We start from the raw sequence: 18737 nt of genomic DNA on the forward strand, positions 1-18737 counted from the left end.
GAAAGATCAACAGCCCCTAAAGTCTAATATAAAAAATCGAATGTAAATTGAGGAAAAGGCTATGTTGCATCGTGCGTTAATGCTCGCGTTATTATTGGTATTGCCAGCGTCGGCTCAGGCTGAGAACTATTCTATTGGCACCGGTGGCCAAAGTGGGATCTATTATCCTTTTGGTGGGGCCTTAGCTAAAGTTTGGTCTGACAAGGTTCCTGAAGTAAACGTAAAAGCTGAAGTGACTGCTGCATCAGTAGAGAATACGATTAAGGTAGTGCGAGGTGACATGATTGCCGGGATCGCCATGGGCAACGTGGTACTTGATGCTTATAAAGGTGAAGGCAAATTTAGAAGTGCCATGCCGGTAAATACTTTGTTCGCGCTGTATCCGAACTTGGTTCATGCGATCAGTTTGGAAAAGTCTGGTATCAAGTCTTTGGCCGATCTTAAAGGCAAGCGTATCTCTTTAGGCGCACCAGCAAGCGGTACAGCGGTAACTTCTGCGGCGTTATTGGAATCTGTCGGAATTGATGTCAAAAAAGATATTCAAGCGGTTTATCTGAACTACTCAGAGACCACTAACGCATTAGCTAACGGTCAAATAGATGCGGGTTTCATTGTTGGCGGCCAAGGAGTTGGCGCTGTTACTCAAGTCGCACTGACTCATAAGATCAATATTATTCCTGTGTCAGCAGCTGAGAGCGCGGCTTTTATTGAGAAAAACCCAGCATATAGCAACTACACCATACCGAGTGATGTCTATAACAATGTAGGCGCTGTGCCGACACTCAGCGTGTGGAATGTGATTGTAGTGAGTTCTAAGATGAGTGATGAGATGGCATTCAATCTCACAAAAGCTGCCTTTGAAAACATGACCGAAGTGCAAAAAGTAGTGAAAGTGGCTGAAGCTACAACCCCTGAGAATGCTGGTCGGTTAGAAGGTGTACCATTGCACCCTGGCGCGCAAAAGTACCTAGAATCGTTGGCTAAATAGTTTACTTTTCAGTAAACGATTTTTTGAAGTCGACAATCTGCAACAGTTAACTAACGACTGTTAAACCATCTATAAAGGCAGCTTTGGGTTGCCTTTATTTTATCTAGCTTATATCCCAAATGCGCGCAATCTAGCAACGATTGAACATCAATCGCGGAGCATTTGAGAGTAGACACTTTGAGGACAGACTATGAGCCCTCTTCAACAAAACAGTGATGCTGATGCGACGACAGCTCCTGCTGCAATGCCACTGCCCCATGAATCGACCGTAAAATATCTCGGCTATGTGATTCTTGCGATCGCGGTGGCGCTGTCATCATTTCAAATATGGCAGGGGATCACCTCAACAATTTCAGCGACCTACTTTCGTCCAGTGCATTTGTGCTGGGTACTGGTATTGATCTTTTTACACTACCCGTTGATAAGCAATCGATATAACAAGGGCTATATGCTCGGGCGTGTAACTGATCTGCTACTGTGCGGACTGACGGTGTTTGCCGGATACCGGATGCTGATCTTCGACTACAACGATATTGACCACCTGCTATATGGCTTGGGTAATGTCGATCTGGCGGCAGGTTGTGCCTTGCTATTGTTATTATTGGAAGGGTGTCGCCGGACTGTCGGTTGGGTGATGGTGATGATTGCAGGGCTATTTTTAGCTTATAGCGCATTTGGTGATATGTTACCGGGCGCGTTAGCGACTAAAGCCTATTCGTTGCAGGAGCTTATTCAGTTCCAGATCTTCTCCGCTAATGGTGTATTTGGCTCCGCCTTGGGGATTGCCGCGACCACAGTATTCATTTTTGTACTATTTGGTGCTTTTCTTGAGGTCACTGGCGCAGGCAAGTTCTTTATCGATTTGGCTTTCTCTATTGCGGGTAAGTATCGTGGTGGACCTGCCAAAGCTGCGGTTTTAGCATCTGCGGGGTTAGGCTCCATATCTGGCTCTGCTATCGCCAATACGGTGACCACTGGCTCGGTAACGATCCCGATGATGAAGAAGCTTGGCTATACGCCGGAGCAGTCGGCTGGCATTGAAGCGGCTGCATCAACAGGTGGACAGATCATGCCGCCAATTATGGGGGCGGGCGCTTTTGTTATGGCGCAATTCACTGGGGTGCCCTATAGCGATATTATGCTGGCATCAATAGCACCCGCTATTCTCTACTTTTTCTGTACTTTATTGTATGTGCATCTGATGGCTTGTAAGTTAAACCTGCAAGCAGCTAGTCGCACCGAGGCGGTTATCGAGGTGATGAAGCAAGGGGCGCATCATCTTATTCCGCTGGTGATTATTACGGTGCTATTGATGATGGCTTACTCGCCATTATTGGTGGGTGTTGCCGGCTGCGCCGCGATACTACTTACCGCCGCTTTGCGTAAACATAGCCGCATAGGTCTGAGTAAATTTATCTCAGGAATGAAAAATGGTGCGCTAATGGCGCTGCCAATTTCAGTGGCGTGTGGCGCTGCAGGCATTATTGTAGGTGTGGTTGGACAGACAGGCATTGGGCTGCAGTTTACCCAGTTTGTGATGGATTTCTCTGGCGGTTATATGCTGGTGGCCTTAGGCTTAATCAGTATCGTCGCCTTAGTATTAGGCATGGGGCTACCGGTAACTGCTGCTTACATCGTATTGGCCGTTATGGCTGTCCCTATGTTGGGCGACTTTGGCTTGCCGCTACTAACAGCGCATCTCATTGTCTTCTGGTTATCGCAGACATCAAACGTGACACCGCCGATTGCACTCGCCGCATTTGCAGGGGCTGGAGTGGCAAATGCAAATCCTATGAAATCCTCTGTTGAAGCGTTTAAGTTAGCGGGAGGCCTGTTTATGATCCCGATAATGATGGCTTATACTGACTTACTTAATCCTGATGCCGGTGTGATGGCTTTTGCCTTTGCGATACTGCAAACCGCCACGATTATCTTGGCATTAGCGATAGCGATTGAAGGCTATCTGCTGCGTGCTTTATCAGGCGTAGAGCGTGTTATTGCCTTTGCAGCTGTACCACTGGTGCTATTCAATCCGCTTGGTGCCGGCTTTGTGGGCATGCTGATTATATTAGGCTTGTTGGTCAAGCAGTGGAAAACCATGGCAAAGGGCGCGGTTTAATATTGGTTACCAGCCAAGTGTGGACTTGGCTGGTACTGGATTTAGCAGATGAGGCTTGGCGTTACTTGGTATCAACAGCACTTGCTTTAATCGCTTGTGCTAACGCCAGTAAGCCATTAGTGCGAGATGGGCTAAGCTGGCCTTGTAAGCCAAGCTGGCTGAAGTAATCATCGGCATCGAATGCGTTAATTTCTGCACTGGTTTTGCCATTACAGGCAATCAACAATAGTGTGATGAGTCCTTTAACTATGCGAGCATCGCTGTCTGCCAGGAAGTAATGCTTGCCGTCAATTTTACTATGATACAACCAAGCATCACTTTCGCAGCCTCTCACCTGAGCGCTTTCAACACGGTATTGTTCGGCAAGTTTAGTTAAGGTTTTACCTAGCAACATAATATGGCGATAACGCTCTTGCCAGTTGTTTGCTTGTTGAAACAGCGCTAACGTTGCTTGCGCAGATTGGCTGATCTCTAATGCCAAAAAGTCAGTTGAAGAAGGTTGGATTGGCTGGCTCATACTCGACCTAAAATTAATGTAATGGTGTTTGATTAATATAGCTGTAAAGGGAGTTCGCTAACTCCTCGCGGCTATAGCAACAGCTCTTTCACTGATTTCATCGCGGTTATAAAGTTGTCGATATCCGCTTTATTGCTATAAACCCCAATGGAGGCGCGGCAACAACCACTGAGTTGCAATATCTGCATCAGTGGCATGGCGCAGTGGTGGCCGCAGCGGACCGCGATCCCCTGTTGATCAAGTAAGATCCCCACGTCTTGATGATGCTCTCCGACAAGATTAAAGGCGACCGCACCAAGGTTATCGCTATGGGCGCCGTATAGCTCTATATCACCTAAGTTTAGCAGTGCATCTTGCAAGTAAATCAACAAAGCTTGCTCGGTGTCGTGCAGCTCAACTTTAGGCAACGTATTAAGGAAGTCAATTGCCGCACCTAAGCCGATAACTTCAGCAATCGGCGGTGTACCAGCTTCCAACCTGTTAGGCAGCTGATTAAATACAGTGCCGCTAAAGCTGACGCTTTTTATCATCTCACCGCCAGTCATTAATGGGGCAAGCTTATCCAGTTGTGCAAAGCGACCATAGAGCACCCCGACCCCTGTTGGTCCATACATTTTATGTCCAGAGAATACGTAAAAGTCACAATCTATCGTTTGGACATCAACGTCTATATGGGCGATGGCTTGGGCGCCATCCACTAAGGTCATTGCGCCAACTCGCTTGGCTTTAGCTACAAGCTCTGCTACTGGATTGACAGTGCCTAACACATTGGAAACATGACTTAGTGCGACAATCGCAGGGCGTTCAGTTAATAGTGCATCAAAGGCGGCAATATCTAAGCGGCAATCGTCAGTTAACGGGATGGGTTTAACAATAGCGCCAGTGCGCAGTGCCAACTCTTGCCAGGGTACGATATTAGCGTGATGGGCGGCGCTATCGATTAAAATCAGTTGGCCTGGCTTTAGCTGTGAGGTAAGGCCATGTGCGACGGTGTTTATCGACTCTGTGGTGCCATGGGTAAAAATAATCTCTTCACGGCGTTCAGCACAGATCAGCTGCTGAAGCTTATCGCGCACTGCTTCATATTGAGTGGTTGCTCGGGCTGATAATTGATGCGCCGCGCGGTGTACATTGGCATTATCGAACTGATAGTAGTGATTCATGGCATCAATCACTTGTTGCGGCTTCTGGCTGGTGGCGGCGGTGTCTAAATAGCACAGCGGATAGCCGTCATTAGATTGAGCAAGCGCAGGGAACTGTGACCGTAACGTTGAGAGATCCATTAATTTGACCTGTGGATTAGAATGCGCGCAGATCTTGTAAGATCTGCGCCTTTAATGCAAGGCTATTTATGCTCTACTGCCTCTTATACTGCTTGATATTAAGGGCAAGGCAAGCGATATAGCTGTGCGAGTTCATTAAGACGCAGGTTCAGCTCCGGTGAGATGCTGCAATGAATGCTATCGATATTCTCTTTTAGCTGTTCAAGGTTGGTGGCGCCGATAATATTTGAGCCAACAAACTTCTGCTGGTTAACAAAGGCGAGTGCCATTTGCGCTGGGCTGATATTGAACTCACGAGCTAGCTCGACATAAGCATTGGTCGCCTCAAGCGCCATCTCAGATCCGGTATAGCGCGCGAAGCGCTTAAACAAGGTCATTCTGGCACCTTCTGGCCATTGGTCATTAAGGTATTTACCAGAAAGCGCTCCAAATGCGAGAGGGGAGTATGCAAGTAGCGGCACCTCCTCGCGATGGCTTATCTCGGCCATACCGACTTCATAGCTGCGGTTGAGCAAATTATAGGGGTTTTGCACAGAGACAATCTTAGGTAAGCCATGTTTCTCAGCTAGCTGTAGATACTTCATAAAGCCCCAAGGGGTTTCATTAGATATACCGATATAACGGATCTTACCTGCGGTGACCAAATCAGCTAATGCTTCAAGGGTTTCAATAATCGGGGTTTGCTGTTCGTTGTCATCTTGTTGGGTATAGCTCAACTCGCCAAAGAAGTTGGTATTACGATCGGGCCAGTGGATCTGATAAAGATCAATGGTGTCGAGCTGCAAACGGGCTAATGATGAATCGACGGCTTGATGAATATTGCGCCAGTCTAAGGCCATATTGGGGCGAATATAATCGCTCTTACCACCTGGGCCTGAAACTTTGCTGGCAATGATGAGGTTGTCGCGATTACCTCGCTGCTTAAGGTAATTACCGAGGATGGTTTCAGTAGCGCCTTGGGTCTCGGCTTTTGGTGGTACAGGGTACATCTCGGCTGTATCGATGAAGTTAACGCCTTGAGCAATCGCATAGTCAAGCTGCGCAAACGCTTCGGCTTGGGTATTTTGTTCGCCCCATGTCATGGTGCCTAAGCATATTTCGCTGACGTCTAAACTTGAATGTGGCAGACGTTTATATTCCATAGTGCAACTCACTTAATTTAAGAAACGACCTAATATTGAGGCTAACAAGTTTTTAGTGTAAAAACGACAAGGATTACAGCTTATTCTCTGTTTCTAAGTTAACTTTAGTAGCATAGTAATCTCGCAGGCGTCATGACCGGTGTTACCCAATGGCGAATCTAAATGCTTGAAAGACAGCGACTCATAGAGCTTTATCGCTTGTGTTAAGTTGGCAGTGGTTTCTAGATAACAAGCGTCAAAACCTTGCTCTGTGGCAAAATTGATAGCCTGCAGCGCTAATCGCCTAGCAAAGCCCTTACCCCGCAGAGCCTGAGAAAAATACATCTTTTGTAATTCACATACGCCAGCTTGATTGTTCAATGGTGCGATGCCGCCTCCGCCAAGGAGCTGTCCGTCAAGCTCAATTACCCAATAACAAGCATTGCTCTGTTGGTAGACTTCGCTGAGGTTATCGAGAGTCGGATCTGATACTCCGTAGCCTTTATCAGCAGTGAGCCCATACTCTGCTGAAACGTCACGAATTATCTGTGCCATTGCGGCATTATCTGCCGCTGTTATTTCTCTGATGCTATAGCCTACTTGGGCCTTAGACTGCATAACCGCTTTATTGTACTGACTCAATGATTGCTCTATTTGTGCTATCTGAGTAGTGGGCAGTTGCGCCATAATTTCATTGAATTGCTGATTTTGTTGGTCATCCAGCTTAATCAGCTGCTTCTTGCCGCTGGGGGTTAACTGTGCCACTAAACTACGGTTATCTTTTGGGTTAGCTGTGGTTTTAGCAAGCCCCTTCTCGACTAAATGACTCACTGCGCGGCTGGCATTAGATTTATCAATATTGAGAATTTCAGCTAACTGCTTAATCGAGTAACTGCTCTGGCCTAGCTCTATTAGCGTGTGAGCTTGCACGGGGGACAAGGGTTGGTTACCGCAGGCTGCATCGAGCAAACCCAACTGGCGAATAAGTTGTCTCGATAGGCGGCGTAATTGTGAAGCTTGGCAGAGAGGCTGAGGCATAGTGAAATTTTTAGACTCATTTGGTTGCGACTTGCAACTAACTTACGAGGCCTATGCAATAAAATCAAGTGGATTTTAACAATTGGTATTAAGTACTAAAGTAACGGCTAATATTTGCTTGGTCAATTGCGACCTTAAATTGACCAAGCCTTGCTGTTTTATAAGCTATAAAGTTCAGGGTTCAATATCGGCGCCATTGCGAGAATAATCGCTTGGGTATAGATACTTTGGCGAGTTGCGTGGCCTTGGGTTAGTAAAGCTATTGCGCCGCCTTGCTGCTTAATGTTGACGGTATTAAACATGCTGTCCATGACATTACCTAGCTCTTCACCTTGGGTTAATGCTTGATATACCTGCATAGGTAGCGGCAGTAATGCACTACGGCCAACACTGACCTGTTGGTTATGGGCGATGGCAATATGGGCGAATGTAGCGGGACCATGATCAAACAGATCGACGCCGCCTTCCATCGCAAGAAAGTAATCGGCTTGGCAGTTTTCCATGCAGTACTTCACTCGATTTACAGCGCCCGCTTGGGTCTCGCTTTCTGTCATGGGTTGATCAGCTACAAGTGAGGGCGCATGTACACCTTCACACTCGATAGTCACTTCAGGGAAGAGCGTGCTTAATGCCGCTTTTGCTGCACCCACTTTTACCGGATTTTTTGAGCCAACGATGATTCGAATAACTTGGGTCATAAGGCGATACTTTTCTATTTAGAGATGATTGAAATTATTTCACATTCAGTGAGTGTTTAGCGACTAATTCCGCCATATTTACGGTGCTTATTTTCACTGTAAATAACAGTATTTGTTATCGCTGATTGCAGGGTAATAATTAGGCTAAAAATATTTTTCCATATTAATCATTAGATTGGCTAATACCTAGAGATTATAGGGCTGAAAAAGGCGAGATCTAGAGCAAGTTTACACTGCTGAGTGCTGGTGTGAGTCGCAAAACTCTCGAATTTTTGAGCTATGTCCGCCACTCGTTTTCGTCTCCTACAGAGTTTATATCAGCATTTAATGAATTAGGTGAAATTGGTGTTAAATTCAGGTTCGATTCAGTTATCAAACTGCAATAAAAATGAAAATTCATTACATGAAATAAGCGATGTAGCTCCCAATATGCGTATATTGTGAAATTCAATTACAAAAAGTGTGTCCAGATCAATTTATCAGCCCTGCATTAGGATTACCTTAACCGCGAAATTTACTCCTTAGATACAAATCTACAGGTGTTAAAAAACACCTTAAAGGTAAAGCTAATGCAAAAAGACGCGATAAGTGCACAAGAAGTGACCCTGGATGATGTAGCGACCACTAAGTCGTTACCGTGGACACGACAAGATACGACTTGGATGTTGAGTTTGTTTGGTACCGCAGTCGGTGCTGGCATTCTATTTCTACCCATTAATGCTGGCATGGGTGGCTTTTGGCCTCTAGTGCTGATGGCAGCGATAATTGGCCCAATGACATACCTTGCTCACCGTGGCTTATCTCGTTTTGTTTGTTCATCAAGCAGACCAGGTAGTGATATTACTGACGTTGTTGAAGAACATTTTGGTGTTGGCGCGGGTAAAGCGATTACCATGCTGTACTTCTTCGCTATCTATCCAATTGTGTTGATTTACGGTGTCGGTATTACTAACACCGTTGAAAGCTTTATCGTTAACCAGCTAAACATCTTTGTGGAAATTCCACGTTTAGCGGCTGATGGTGCGCCTATGCTGACTGAAGCTGGTGTACAGATCATGGATAAAGTGTCTGGTGTACCACGCTGGTTGTTATCTGGTGGTCTTATCATCGCTATGATGTCTGTAATGGTTGCAGGTGAGAAATTCATGCTTAAAGTCACTCAGCTGCTGGTATACCCACTGGTTGCTATCTTGGCATTTATGTCTTTCTACCTTATTCCTGACTGGAAAATGGATGCGCTGAACGTTGTCCCTAGCACCGGCGCTTTCTTGGGCACTGTTTGGTTGACGATTCCAGTCCTTATCTTTGCTTTTAACCATTCTCCAGCTATTTCACAGTTCTCTGTGGCACTTAAGCGTGAACATGGCCAGAATGCAGCGCGTAAAGCGGACTCTATTTTGCGTAACACCACTATGATGTTAGTGGGTTTTGTGATGTTGTTTGTGTTCTCTTGTGTATTGTCACTCTCTCCAGCACAACTTGCTGAAGCCAAGGCAAATAACCTTCCAATTCTTTCTTACCTAGCGAATGTACATGACAGCGGCTTTGTCAGTTACTTTGGCCCAATCATCGCTTTTGTTGCCATTATCTCTTCTTTCTTTGGCCACTACATGGGCGCCACTGAAGGCATGAAAGGCATTATTAGCAAGCAACTTCGTTCAAGCAATAAAGAAATATCAGACAAGAAACTAAACAAGTTTATTTTAGGCTTTATGTTCTTGACCATTTGGGCGGTAGCAGTAATTAACCCAAGCATCTTGGGAATGATTGAAGCGCTAGGCGGCCCAATCATTGCGGCAATCCTATACCTTATGCCGATGTATGCAATTCATAAAGTACCAGCCTTAGCGCCATACCGTGGCCGTGTGAGCAACATCTTTGTTGTGGTTGCAGGTCTGCTTTCTATGACTGCAATTCTGTTTGGACTTATGTCTTAAACGATCCGTAAAACCTGGGGTTTACCAATGTAAATAACGGTTTAGACCCCAGTAGCTTGATTGCAATGTTTGACCTTGGGCTAGAAAGTCTTTTAGTCCTTCCTCTTTATTCGAGGTAATTCTATGTTTAGCGCATTTGATATTTTTAAGATAGGTGTGGGCCCGTCGAGCTCTCACACTGTCGGGCCGATGAAGGCCGCCAAAGAGTTTATCGACGATCTACATCAAGCAAATCAGTTTGAAAACGTTACTCGCTTAAGTGTTGAAATCTTTGGCTCATTGTCATTAACTGGCAAAGGGCACCATACCGATATCGCTATTATTATGGGCTTAGGTGGTAATACACCTGAAAGCGTCGACATCGAAGCGATTGCGGGCTTTATTGCTAAAGTTGAGCAAACTGAAAAGTTAGCGATGGGTAAAGAACAGCGACTGGTCGACTTTGGACGTGACGCGGTTATTTTTCATAATTACGCACTACCAATGCATGAGAATGGCATGATGCTACATGCTTATGCGGGTGACGAAAAAATTATGAGTAACACCTATTATTCGATAGGTGGCGGCTTCATCGTTGAGGAAGCGCAGTTTGGTAAAGCAGTAGACAACCCGGTTACTGTGCCTTATCCCTTTAATTACGCGGATGACTTACTGGCAACATGCAGTGAAACCGGCATGAGCATTAGTACCATAATGTTCAAAAATGAGCTGGCATTTAATACTGAAGCGGATATCTACCAAGGCTTTGCCGATGTTTGGCATACCATGCACGCTGCAATCGAAAAAGGCTGTCAGACTGAAGGGGTGTTATCAGGGCCGTTGCGGGTTCCCCGCCGCGCTCCCGCACTTTACCGGCAGTTATTAACGGGCGAGCGTTTATCACAAGATCCCATGGAGATCGTTGATTGGATCAACGTGTTTGCTATGGCTGTTAGTGAAGAAAATGCAGCGGGCGGTCGGGTGGTGACATCGCCAACGAATGGTGCTGCAGGCATTATTCCTGCCGTATTGGCATATTACGACAAGTTTATTAAACCTGTTGGACCACAAGAGTATACCCGCTTCTTTTTAGCCGCTGCCGCAATTGGCTCGCTCTATAAGCGTAACGCATCTATATCTGGTGCTGAAGTAGGTTGTCAGGGCGAAGTGGGGGTGGCTTGTTCTATGGCGGCGGCAGGTCTTGCTGAGGTTATGGGTGGCAATGCTGCACAAGTTTGTATGGCTGCTGAGATTGGTATGGAGCATAACTTAGGCCTGACGTGCGATCCTGTTGCAGGCCAAGTGCAAGTGCCGTGTATTGAGCGTAATGCGATAGCGGCAGTTAAAGCAATTAACTCGTCGCGCATGGCGATGCGTCGTAACTGCCAGCCTAAAGTGAGCCTAGATAAAGTGATTGCGACCATGTATGAAACAGGCAAAGATATGCATGTTAAGTACCGCGAGACTAGCCAAGGTGGCTTAGCGATTAAGGTCACCAGTATCTGTGGTTAACACTATATTTGCTGTAAAAAAGGCCATCAATTGATGGCCTTTTTTATGGGTTTCAGTCGACTTAGTTACTTTTCTTCGTACATTAAATAGTAACTTTGATCCATGCCGAGTGCGCTGTATGTCTGCTGTGCTTTAGTGTTTTCTTGTTCAACATAGAGCCTGAAGCTGGCTGCCCCACCATTTTGCGCTGCAATGTCCTTAACCTCTTGATAGAGCTTTTTGTAGAGCCCTTGGCGGCGATTTTCAGGACGAATATAAACGCTCTGGATCCAATAGTAATCTTTAGCGCGCCAGTCACTCCACTCAAAAGTCACCATTAACGAGCCTGCAATCTCACCATCGACTTCTGCAACCAGATAAAATCCCTTCTCTGGAGAAGTGAGTAGCGTGTTCACGCCTTTAGTTAGTACTTGAGTATCTAACTTGAGCGCTTCGGTTTCCAATGCCATTGCTTGGTTGAAGTCGATTAATGCGGGGAGATCGGTTGATTGAGCTTTACGAATGAGCATGTTCTATTCCTCGTTTTTGGCTAACTTTAACATGCGCTCTAGTTAAAAATCTGAAAATTTTAACTCAATTTGGACTATTGCCATTCGACTAAAGTCTAACTCTGCTACACTTTTTTTATTGCTTAGCAAAGGTGAGAGCAGCATGGAGAATAGAACTAAAACAGATGAGTGCAAAGACAATTCAGATAATAAACAGTTAGTTGGTGGTAGAGCTATCAATCATCCCCGACATTTCGCGGCTACAATTATCACTTTTGGTGTATGGGGGCTAGTTTGGTGGTGGCTTATTTTGCGTTCAGAGGGTAAGCATAAGCAGATCTTTAGTGGCTTTGATGATGCTTATTGGAGCTACTTAATCGAACGAGAGCAGCCCCCAGCAGCACTTCATAAGATGAGATTCTCTAAAAATGAGAAAAACTCAAAATTTGAGGCCTAATATTATGAATTATTCATTGTAGAGGCTGTTTTTATCGTGAGTAGTTTGTTGAATATATCAGCGTGATACAGATCATCTCTCCTGCCTAGTGCCTATGCTAAACTGCCGCGTTATTTTTTTAGCAAGTATCTGCTTGTGTCCTCTTTATCCAACAGTAGCAAGGTTTAAATATGTCAAAACAACAAACTTCACTTTTTAGAAAAGTGTGGTCAAGCTGGATGTCTGTCCCCCTGTGGCTTCAGATCATGATTGGTATGCTACTGGGGATCTTAACCGGTATTAGTTTTGGGGAACAAGCAACGGTACTAAAACCGATTGGCACCCTGTTTGTAAATACCATTAAGATGTTGATTGTACCGTTGGTTTTTTGCTCGCTAATTGTGGGCGTTACTTCGATGCAAGATACTGCCAAAATGGGACGTATCGGCTTTAAATCTTTTGCTTTCTATTTGGGTACTACCTCTATCGCCATTACCGTCGGTCTTGCTGTCGGTCATTTTTTACAGCCTGGCAAAGGGCTGGACATGGTTGCAGAACCTTCAGATCAAGTAGTAAAAGCGGCGCCATCAGTGATGGAAACTTTGATTAATATCGTGCCAACCAACCCTATCGCAGCATTGGCCAGTGGCCAAATCTTGCAAGTGATTGTGTTTGCAGTGGCTCTTGGTGTTGCTCTGGTACTGATTGGTGACCATGGTAAGCCGGCAATTAAAGTTTTCGAAAGCCTTGCTGAAGCCATGTATAAGCTGACAGACATGGTGATGAAACTAGCACCATACGGCGTATTCGGTCTTATGGCATGGGTGGCCGGTGAATATGGTATTGGCATGCTGATGCCACTCATTAAAGTGATTGTGGCAGTATATATTGGGTGCTTCCTGCATATTGTTGGCTTCTATAGCATAGTGCTGACGGTCTTTGCCAAATTAAACCCAATACAGTTCTTTAAAGGGATCAGCAATGCCATTGCTGTGGCCTTTACTACCTCAAGCTCAGCAGGTACGTTACCTGCGAGTATGAAGTGTGCCAATGAGTATTTAGGGGTTAATAAGAAAATCTCTAGCTTTGTATTACCACTTGGAACGACCATCAATATGGATGGTACTGCGTTATACCAAGGTGTGACGGCATTGTTTGTAGCACAGGCTTTTGGTATCGACTTAAGCTGGGTTGATTACATCACCATTATCTTAACTGCCACGCTTGCCTCAATTGGCACCGCGGGTGTACCAGGCGCAGGTCTGGTGATGCTCACCTTAGTGTTAACTACCGTCGGCTTGCCGCTAGAAGGTGTAGCGCTGATTGCTGGTATCGACCGAGTGCTTGATATGGCGCGAACGGTGGTGAATGTTTCTGGCGATTTGGTGGCGACAACAGTGATAGCCAAATCTGAAGATGAGCTTAATGAAGATCATTACAATGCGGGTGCTGAAGAAAGCGCTGAAATAGCTGAAAAGCTAAAATCATAACTTCAGCAGTTAAATAGAAAAAACCGCCAAATTTGGCGGTTTTTTTATGTGCCATCTTTGACTACTTATAGATAGCTTAACAATATTCCTTATTGCTTACTGAGTACCATCAAGGTCTTGCTATCAGCATCTTGTAGTAGCAACTTTCCTTTGCTCATTATTGCTTGGCTAACTTCAGGCATAGCTTGCATAACGCGTTGCTCTTGTGCCATTAATGCATCTACACAGGCTTTCATGGTGTTACCTGCAGGCTGTAGCTGTATAGATTGACCTGATAAAACGTAACTACCAAAGAAGTTATTGCAGCTATTATTACCGGTTAACTTACCTTCTGCTTCGAAAGTGAGCTGAGCTGGGCTATAGTCGATAACGGGTTGGCCGTTTGCGACTTCGATATGCCACGTACCTTCAATGGCTAAATCCTCGATTTGGGCTTGCGGAGTTGATTGGCATGCGGATAAACCCAGTAGCAAACTTGCTATGAAAAAGGATTGTTTTATCATGTTACGGATCCAAAGTGATTAATATCATTATATTGTGAGTATTTTAGCTCAAAATCAACTGAAAGAAGGCGTTTGTTAGTGCAAAAAAATGTAATTAATTACCTCAAGATGTTGCATTGGGTAGGCTTAAGCATGTTGTTATGCGGCGTTGGCTTATATTTCTTTACGGAGCTAACACAACAGGTTACAGGAATGATGATTGTCGCCAGTTTGGCTGGATTAGGCATGGTGATGATGTCGCCTTTTCCCATTGCACTATTTCTGCAATGGGCTCAGGCTCAAAACCAAGATCAATAGGCTTTAGTCACTAAAGATTGACGACATAGTTGAAGGTCGCTTTCTGCGGCTTGCTGCATAGGTACCAAAGATTGCTGTGCATCAGGGGTAAAAAAGCTCTTGCCGACTATGATACTTAACTTGCCCGCTTCTTTAGCTATCTGTTTGCGTAGGCGACCAATCAAGGTGTCTAAGTTTGATTCACTATCGACAAACGCTAAGATCATAAATCTATCTTCATCAACACGGGCTGACATATCTGCTTCACGTAAGCTCTCGGCTATGATTCGAGCAAGCAATCGAGCCTTTTGCGAGGTAGATAGCGGCGCAGTGCGCATGAGTGGATTGTCGACCAGCTCAATTAATATTATCCCCGCATGGGAACCAAATCGTCTACTTAAGCTTAGTTGCCTTGGCGCCATTAAACCAAAGCCATAGTGGTTGAGCATTTGAGTTGTTTCGTCTTGAAAAGATAACCTTTGCACTTGTTGCATTAAGTAAACTTGCTTCAGCTCACCCTGCAATAATGAACGCACAGACTCTATCACTGTTAGCGATGCAGACGTTGCTTGAGTTGTGTTTGGATCGCAAATGAGGATACAGCCGAAGACTCGACCGTCTGGCCAAGTTAGCTGTATGCTGAATACTTGCTCGAACTCAGAAAAGATCTCTCCAAGTTCAGCGACATTAAGTTCACTTGAGCCAAAGCTACTGCTTGAATTCACCGCCGTTAAAAGTGGAGAATTACTCAGTACCTTTCCTGCTTCTAGCGCGCTGTCATGATACTTTTTAGCACAAACTATCTGAGCATCTTGTGCTGAGAACTGCATAATAAGGCTGGTCTTAGCACGATAAAGGTCGTTGAGTAGATCAACCTGTTGTTGCCACCTTGGCAAGCTAACTGCGGGTTGTTCCTGATCTCGCAGCCAAACATTATGATCGATATTTTGAGCTAACATGGGTAAAACTCACTTGTGATTAATTATGCTGATAAATCTGAATTAAAAATACTTTAACTAGGTCGACTATACTGTTTTTTTGAAGTTGTTGAAATGTAAACAAGTAAAGATTTGATGTTAAGCATGCTTAAATCATGCTCATCGGATCACTCTAAATGACCTTTGTATATTTGCTGCGATTAATAGCCATATTTTCGTTGCTGAAGTTGCTATAATGGCGCTATTAATTAGGGTTTTTACTCCAGAAAATAATGATGAACAGCACGAAAATCCGTTTAGCCACTATGCAAGACGTTGCGGCTTTAGCAGCCTTAGAACAAAGCCAACAACAAGATGAATTGGCGATTGAACAGCGAAATAACAGTTTAGCTGGTCAATCTTTTAACCAGAGTGACTTAACCAACTTAGTGAAGCAACATTGGGTCGTCGTCGCCGAACTTGATGGTGATATTATTGGTTACGTTATCGCGGGACGTTGGAGTTTCTTTAAGCAGTGGCCAATATATCGCAATTTGCTTAATCGTCTGCCAAGAATTGACTATGAAAAAGCCAAGCTTACCGAAAATAACTGCTGTCAATATGGACCCATTTGGATTGCTAGTGAGCATCGCGGCCAAGGTATATTTGAAGCATTGGTGCAGTTTGTCAAAAAGTCAGTTGCTAAGGAGTTGCCTTACATGGTGACTTTTATTGCTGAAGATAATGCAGGCTCGTTTGCGGCACATACTCGTAAGGGCGGCATGCAAGTGATCGATTTTATTAGCTTTGACGAACGTGACTATTATTTACTGGTACTACCCACTAGTGACTCTTTTTTCTAAGGACTGTTATGTTGTCTGAATCTGTAGCATCTATTTTTTCCCCTTATCTGCAATTGAGTTTGTCAGCCTTTGATAACCTTAAACTAGTCGTAGCGGTGCTAACTAATAAAGCTGAAGAGTGCCATGCTTTAGAGGCTGAGCTAGTTGTCGAAGGTAAGTCTCAAACGGCTTATCTAGTGCGTTGGCATAAGCATTTTATCTATTGCGGCCGTACAAACTCTTACGGCAACAAGATCGATGAAGTGACCGATTTGGATGCGATAAACCCTGAGTCGATTGCGGTGCTGCAGCCACCAGTATTGTCGATGCAACAAGTTGAGTTTATGTGCATGGAGAATGCACATTTTGACCATATTTAGAGGGTAAGCGCCTTGGCAAAATTTAATTCCAACGAGAAAGATTAAATTTTGTTAGTTGTATCATCGAAGTTTGTAATGATGTTTACAGGTGGCAGGAGTAAAGGCTGTCTCATCGTACTTCGGCAACTCTAATGGGAAATTGGCATAGTCTATGAGCTTCGCTAATGGTTTGATTGGTTAACGTAATTGCTACTCAGCATAGAAACTTCTACAAAGTTTAAGCTGAGCTTCATTTATTTACGTTAAAGTCACCAGTTAGCCCTGTCTCTGCAATGTTTGATTGATGGTGACACTTGGTGTCGAACAAGGTATTTTTACGCCGCGATACGTTAGTGAGTATCGGTACTGGCATCATAAAAGTAGCAGTAATGGTTTTATCTTTAAATTTTTCGAAGCTTGCATACTTCGCCTGGAAAACAACATATGAGTAGTACATCGACACATAAACCTCGGCCTTTGGTTGACCTGTTAGTGAGCATCGCTATACCCGCTTTTATTCTTATGAAGCTAAGTGGTGACGATCAGTTAGGGGCGAGTGGTGGATTAATGTTGGCGTTAAGCTTTCCGCTGGGGTGGGGCATATTTGAGTTAATCAAATATAAGAAGTTTAACTTTATCGCCTTGCTTGGGTTAGCCAATGTGCTGCTGACTGGCGGGATTGGCTTACTGGAGCTTGACCTTAAGTGGTTGGCCATTAAAGAAGCTGCTATCCCGGCGATTATTGGGACCGCTGTGGTGCTGTCGACCTTTACCTCTAAGCCATTAATTAAAGCTATCATTTTTAACCCGGCGGTGATGGATGTTGAAAAGATCAATGACAGGTTGAAACAGAACCATTGTGTGGCTGCATTTGAGCAGCGATTAATGAAGGCCACTTATTTGGTTGGCGGCTCATTCGCGTTCTCCGCCGTTATGAATTACGTATTGGCTAAATGGATAGTGACTAGCCCAGCAGGGACGCCAGAATTTAATGAACAGTTAGGGCAATTGAGTCTATACAGTTACCCGATGATAGCCTTGCCATCGATGTTGATGATGATGGGAATATTTTATTATTTATGGCGCACCATCCATGATTTAACTGGGCTTAAATTAGAAGAGGTTTTGGCCAACCAGTAATGGTTGTTGTGGGATTGGTTTCCACACCCTAGGTTCAATCAAGCTCCGCTTGATAAAGGTCGTGAGCTTCCAGCTCACACACGGGCAAAAGGGGGACAACAGCTTCCCCCTCTTGACCATTTCTCTTATAAAGAGTCCGAGCCGCCCCTACGAAGTTGTTGATCCTCATGCTCCAATAAAAATTGCCTAACGGCTCAGATGGGACATCCATGTCCCTCCGAGCCTGAACCATCATCTGATAGGCAGGATGCCTGAATGTCTTGAAGTGCATGGATGCACGGGAAAGACCATGATGGTTCTACGGCATTTTCATCTCCGCACTTCGGTAACTCCGATGGGAAATGTGTGCGTTCTGCTCGTTTTGTAACTTGGTTTTGCCCCAATCCAAGTTACGTTCATGAAGCTTTGCTTTCATTTTAAGTAAAAGAAAAGTCGTGGCGCTTCGCCCACACCCGAGCCAAAGGGCAAAGCGCTTGTGCCCCTTGGCAATCCCTCAGCGCCCCAGACGAAGTTGTCTCCCTCGAACTTATTCAAAATAGTCTAACGCTTCCGATGGGACATCCTGTCCCGCGAAAGCTATGCCCACGTCCGTGTGGGCACTACGGCTATTTCTTCAACGCACTTCGGCAACTTCGATGGGGGAATAGGTGCTTACTGTTAGTTTTGTAACTCACTTTTGCCCCAAAATTAGTTAGCTACCATTACTAATGGCTATTATTTTTAATTCAAAACCAAATCTAAATCAAAGTCGTGGCACTTCGCCCATTCTTGTAACAGAGAGTAGAGCCAAGGGGTAAAGCGCTTGTACCCCACTCTTGATTTCATATGAGTCGAATCCTCAGCGCCCCGGCGAAATTTAAAAATCAAAATTTCCAACGGGGGGATCTGATTCTGTGAGTTCATGGTAATATTTTTAAGCTCAGATGTTTACGGGAAAATAGCTAAAGCTAAAACCCAAATGCTAAGTATTTACGCTTTTATTCTCTAATGAAGATGTTGTTGAGGCTGTTGTTTCATGGCGAATCCTGTTGCATACAGAGTTTGGTGTTCCCTCCATATAAGGAACTTAGTTGAAACCGTAGAGCAACCAAGTG

18 protein-coding genes are annotated in these 18737 nt (G+C 44.8%); 10 read left to right on the forward strand and 8 right to left on the reverse strand.

Translation table 11 applies throughout. The annotated features are described in order from the left end of the window. The first annotated feature begins 61 nt into the window (after nt 1-61). Together AB4135_RS08755 and AB4135_RS08760 are read left to right on the forward strand one after the other, a co-directional pair. Nucleotides 62-988, forward strand: a complete 927-nt coding sequence (locus AB4135_RS08755; protein ID WP_371992091.1) for a TAXI family TRAP transporter solute-binding subunit — start codon at nt 62-64, stop codon at nt 986-988. A 190-nt stretch (nt 989-1178) separates the two neighbouring features. Next, nucleotides 1179-3107, forward strand: coding sequence for a TRAP transporter permease (locus AB4135_RS08760; protein WP_371992093.1), 1929 nt, complete (start codon nt 1179-1181; stop codon nt 3105-3107). Between the two features lie 61 nt (nt 3108-3168). On the opposite strand, the gene AB4135_RS08765 is transcribed toward AB4135_RS08760, so the two are convergent. From AB4135_RS08765 to yjjX, 5 genes are all read right to left on the reverse strand, one after another. After that, nucleotides 3169-3624: a SufE family protein gene (locus AB4135_RS08765; RefSeq protein WP_371992094.1), complete on the reverse strand. Its 456-nt coding sequence runs from the start codon at nt 3622-3624 to the stop codon at nt 3169-3171. 71 nt (nt 3625-3695) lie between these two features. Beyond that, complete coding sequence (locus AB4135_RS08770) at nt 3696-4907, reverse strand: cysteine desulfurase (RefSeq protein ID WP_371992095.1); 1212 nt, start codon at nt 4905-4907, stop codon at nt 3696-3698. Nucleotides 4908-5005: 98 nt separating this feature from the next. Beyond that, a complete protein-coding gene (locus AB4135_RS08775) occupies nt 5006-6049 on the reverse strand; it encodes an NADP(H)-dependent aldo-keto reductase (protein ID WP_371992097.1) in 1044 nt (347 codons plus the stop codon). A 93-nt stretch (nt 6050-6142) separates the two neighbouring features. After that, nucleotides 6143-7066: a GNAT family N-acetyltransferase gene (locus tag AB4135_RS08780; protein WP_371992099.1), complete on the reverse strand. Its 924-nt coding sequence runs from the start codon at nt 7064-7066 to the stop codon at nt 6143-6145. A gap of 158 nt (nt 7067-7224) precedes the next feature. Next, the gene (gene yjjX, locus AB4135_RS08785; RefSeq protein ID WP_371992101.1) at nt 7225-7764 is read right to left on the reverse strand and encodes an inosine/xanthosine triphosphatase; all 540 of its coding nucleotides are present in this window, start codon (nt 7762-7764) and stop codon (nt 7225-7227) included. Between the two features lie 569 nt (nt 7765-8333). Here yjjX and AB4135_RS08790 point away from each other — a divergent pair. Continuing rightward, a complete protein-coding gene (locus AB4135_RS08790; protein WP_371992103.1) occupies nt 8334-9701 on the forward strand; it encodes an HAAAP family serine/threonine permease in 1368 nt (455 codons plus the stop codon). A 123-nt stretch (nt 9702-9824) separates the two neighbouring features. Continuing rightward, nucleotides 9825-11192: an L-serine ammonia-lyase gene (locus AB4135_RS08795; protein WP_371992105.1), complete on the forward strand. Its 1368-nt coding sequence runs from the start codon at nt 9825-9827 to the stop codon at nt 11190-11192. Between the two features lie 65 nt (nt 11193-11257). Here AB4135_RS08795 and AB4135_RS08800 read toward each other — a convergent pair whose 3' ends face one another. Then, entirely contained in the window at nt 11258-11701 is a 444-nt protein-coding gene (locus AB4135_RS08800) for an N-acetyltransferase family protein (RefSeq protein WP_371992107.1), read from the reverse strand. 142 nt (nt 11702-11843) lie between these two features. Here AB4135_RS08800 and AB4135_RS08805 point away from each other — a divergent pair, with 142 nt between their 5' ends. Further along, complete coding sequence (locus AB4135_RS08805; RefSeq protein ID WP_371992109.1) at nt 11844-12137, forward strand: hypothetical protein; 294 nt, start codon at nt 11844-11846, stop codon at nt 12135-12137. Between the two features lie 170 nt (nt 12138-12307). Continuing rightward, entirely contained in the window at nt 12308-13606 is a 1299-nt protein-coding gene (locus tag AB4135_RS08810) for a dicarboxylate/amino acid:cation symporter (RefSeq protein ID WP_371992111.1), read from the forward strand. An 89-nt stretch (nt 13607-13695) separates the two neighbouring features. On the opposite strand, the gene AB4135_RS08815 is transcribed toward AB4135_RS08810, so the two are convergent. Then, nucleotides 13696-14109: an META domain-containing protein gene (locus tag AB4135_RS08815; protein WP_371992113.1), complete on the reverse strand. Its 414-nt coding sequence runs from the start codon at nt 14107-14109 to the stop codon at nt 13696-13698. Between the two features lie 78 nt (nt 14110-14187). On the opposite strand from AB4135_RS08815, the gene AB4135_RS08820 reads away from it, so the two are divergent. Further along, nucleotides 14188-14406, forward strand: coding sequence for a hypothetical protein (locus AB4135_RS08820; RefSeq protein WP_020914246.1), 219 nt, complete (start codon nt 14188-14190; stop codon nt 14404-14406). Here AB4135_RS08820 and AB4135_RS08825 read toward each other — a convergent pair. After that, entirely contained in the window at nt 14400-15344 is a 945-nt protein-coding gene (locus AB4135_RS08825) for a GGDEF domain-containing protein (RefSeq protein ID WP_371992115.1), read from the reverse strand. The two genes, AB4135_RS08820 and AB4135_RS08825, sit on opposite strands and share 7 nt — an antisense overlap. A 254-nt stretch (nt 15345-15598) precedes the next feature. On the opposite strand from AB4135_RS08825, the gene AB4135_RS08830 reads away from it, so the two are divergent. The 3 genes from AB4135_RS08830 (at nt 15599) to AB4135_RS08840 (ending at nt 17643) form a co-directional block, all read left to right on the forward strand. Continuing rightward, a complete protein-coding gene (locus AB4135_RS08830; protein WP_371992116.1) occupies nt 15599-16165 on the forward strand; it encodes an N-acetyltransferase family protein in 567 nt (188 codons plus the stop codon). Between the two features lie 8 nt (nt 16166-16173). Continuing rightward, entirely contained in the window at nt 16174-16524 is a 351-nt protein-coding gene (locus tag AB4135_RS08835; protein WP_371992118.1) for a hypothetical protein, read from the forward strand. A gap of 423 nt (nt 16525-16947) precedes the next feature. Further along, nucleotides 16948-17643 (forward strand): VC0807 family protein, encoded by a 696-nt coding sequence (locus AB4135_RS08840; protein ID WP_371992119.1) that lies wholly within the window; start codon nt 16948-16950, stop codon nt 17641-17643. Nucleotides 17644-18737 lie beyond the last annotated feature (1094 nt).

Source organism: Shewanella sp. 10N.286.54.B9 (assembly GCF_041468565.1).
Classification (GTDB): Bacteria; Pseudomonadota; Gammaproteobacteria; order Enterobacterales; family Shewanellaceae; genus Shewanella.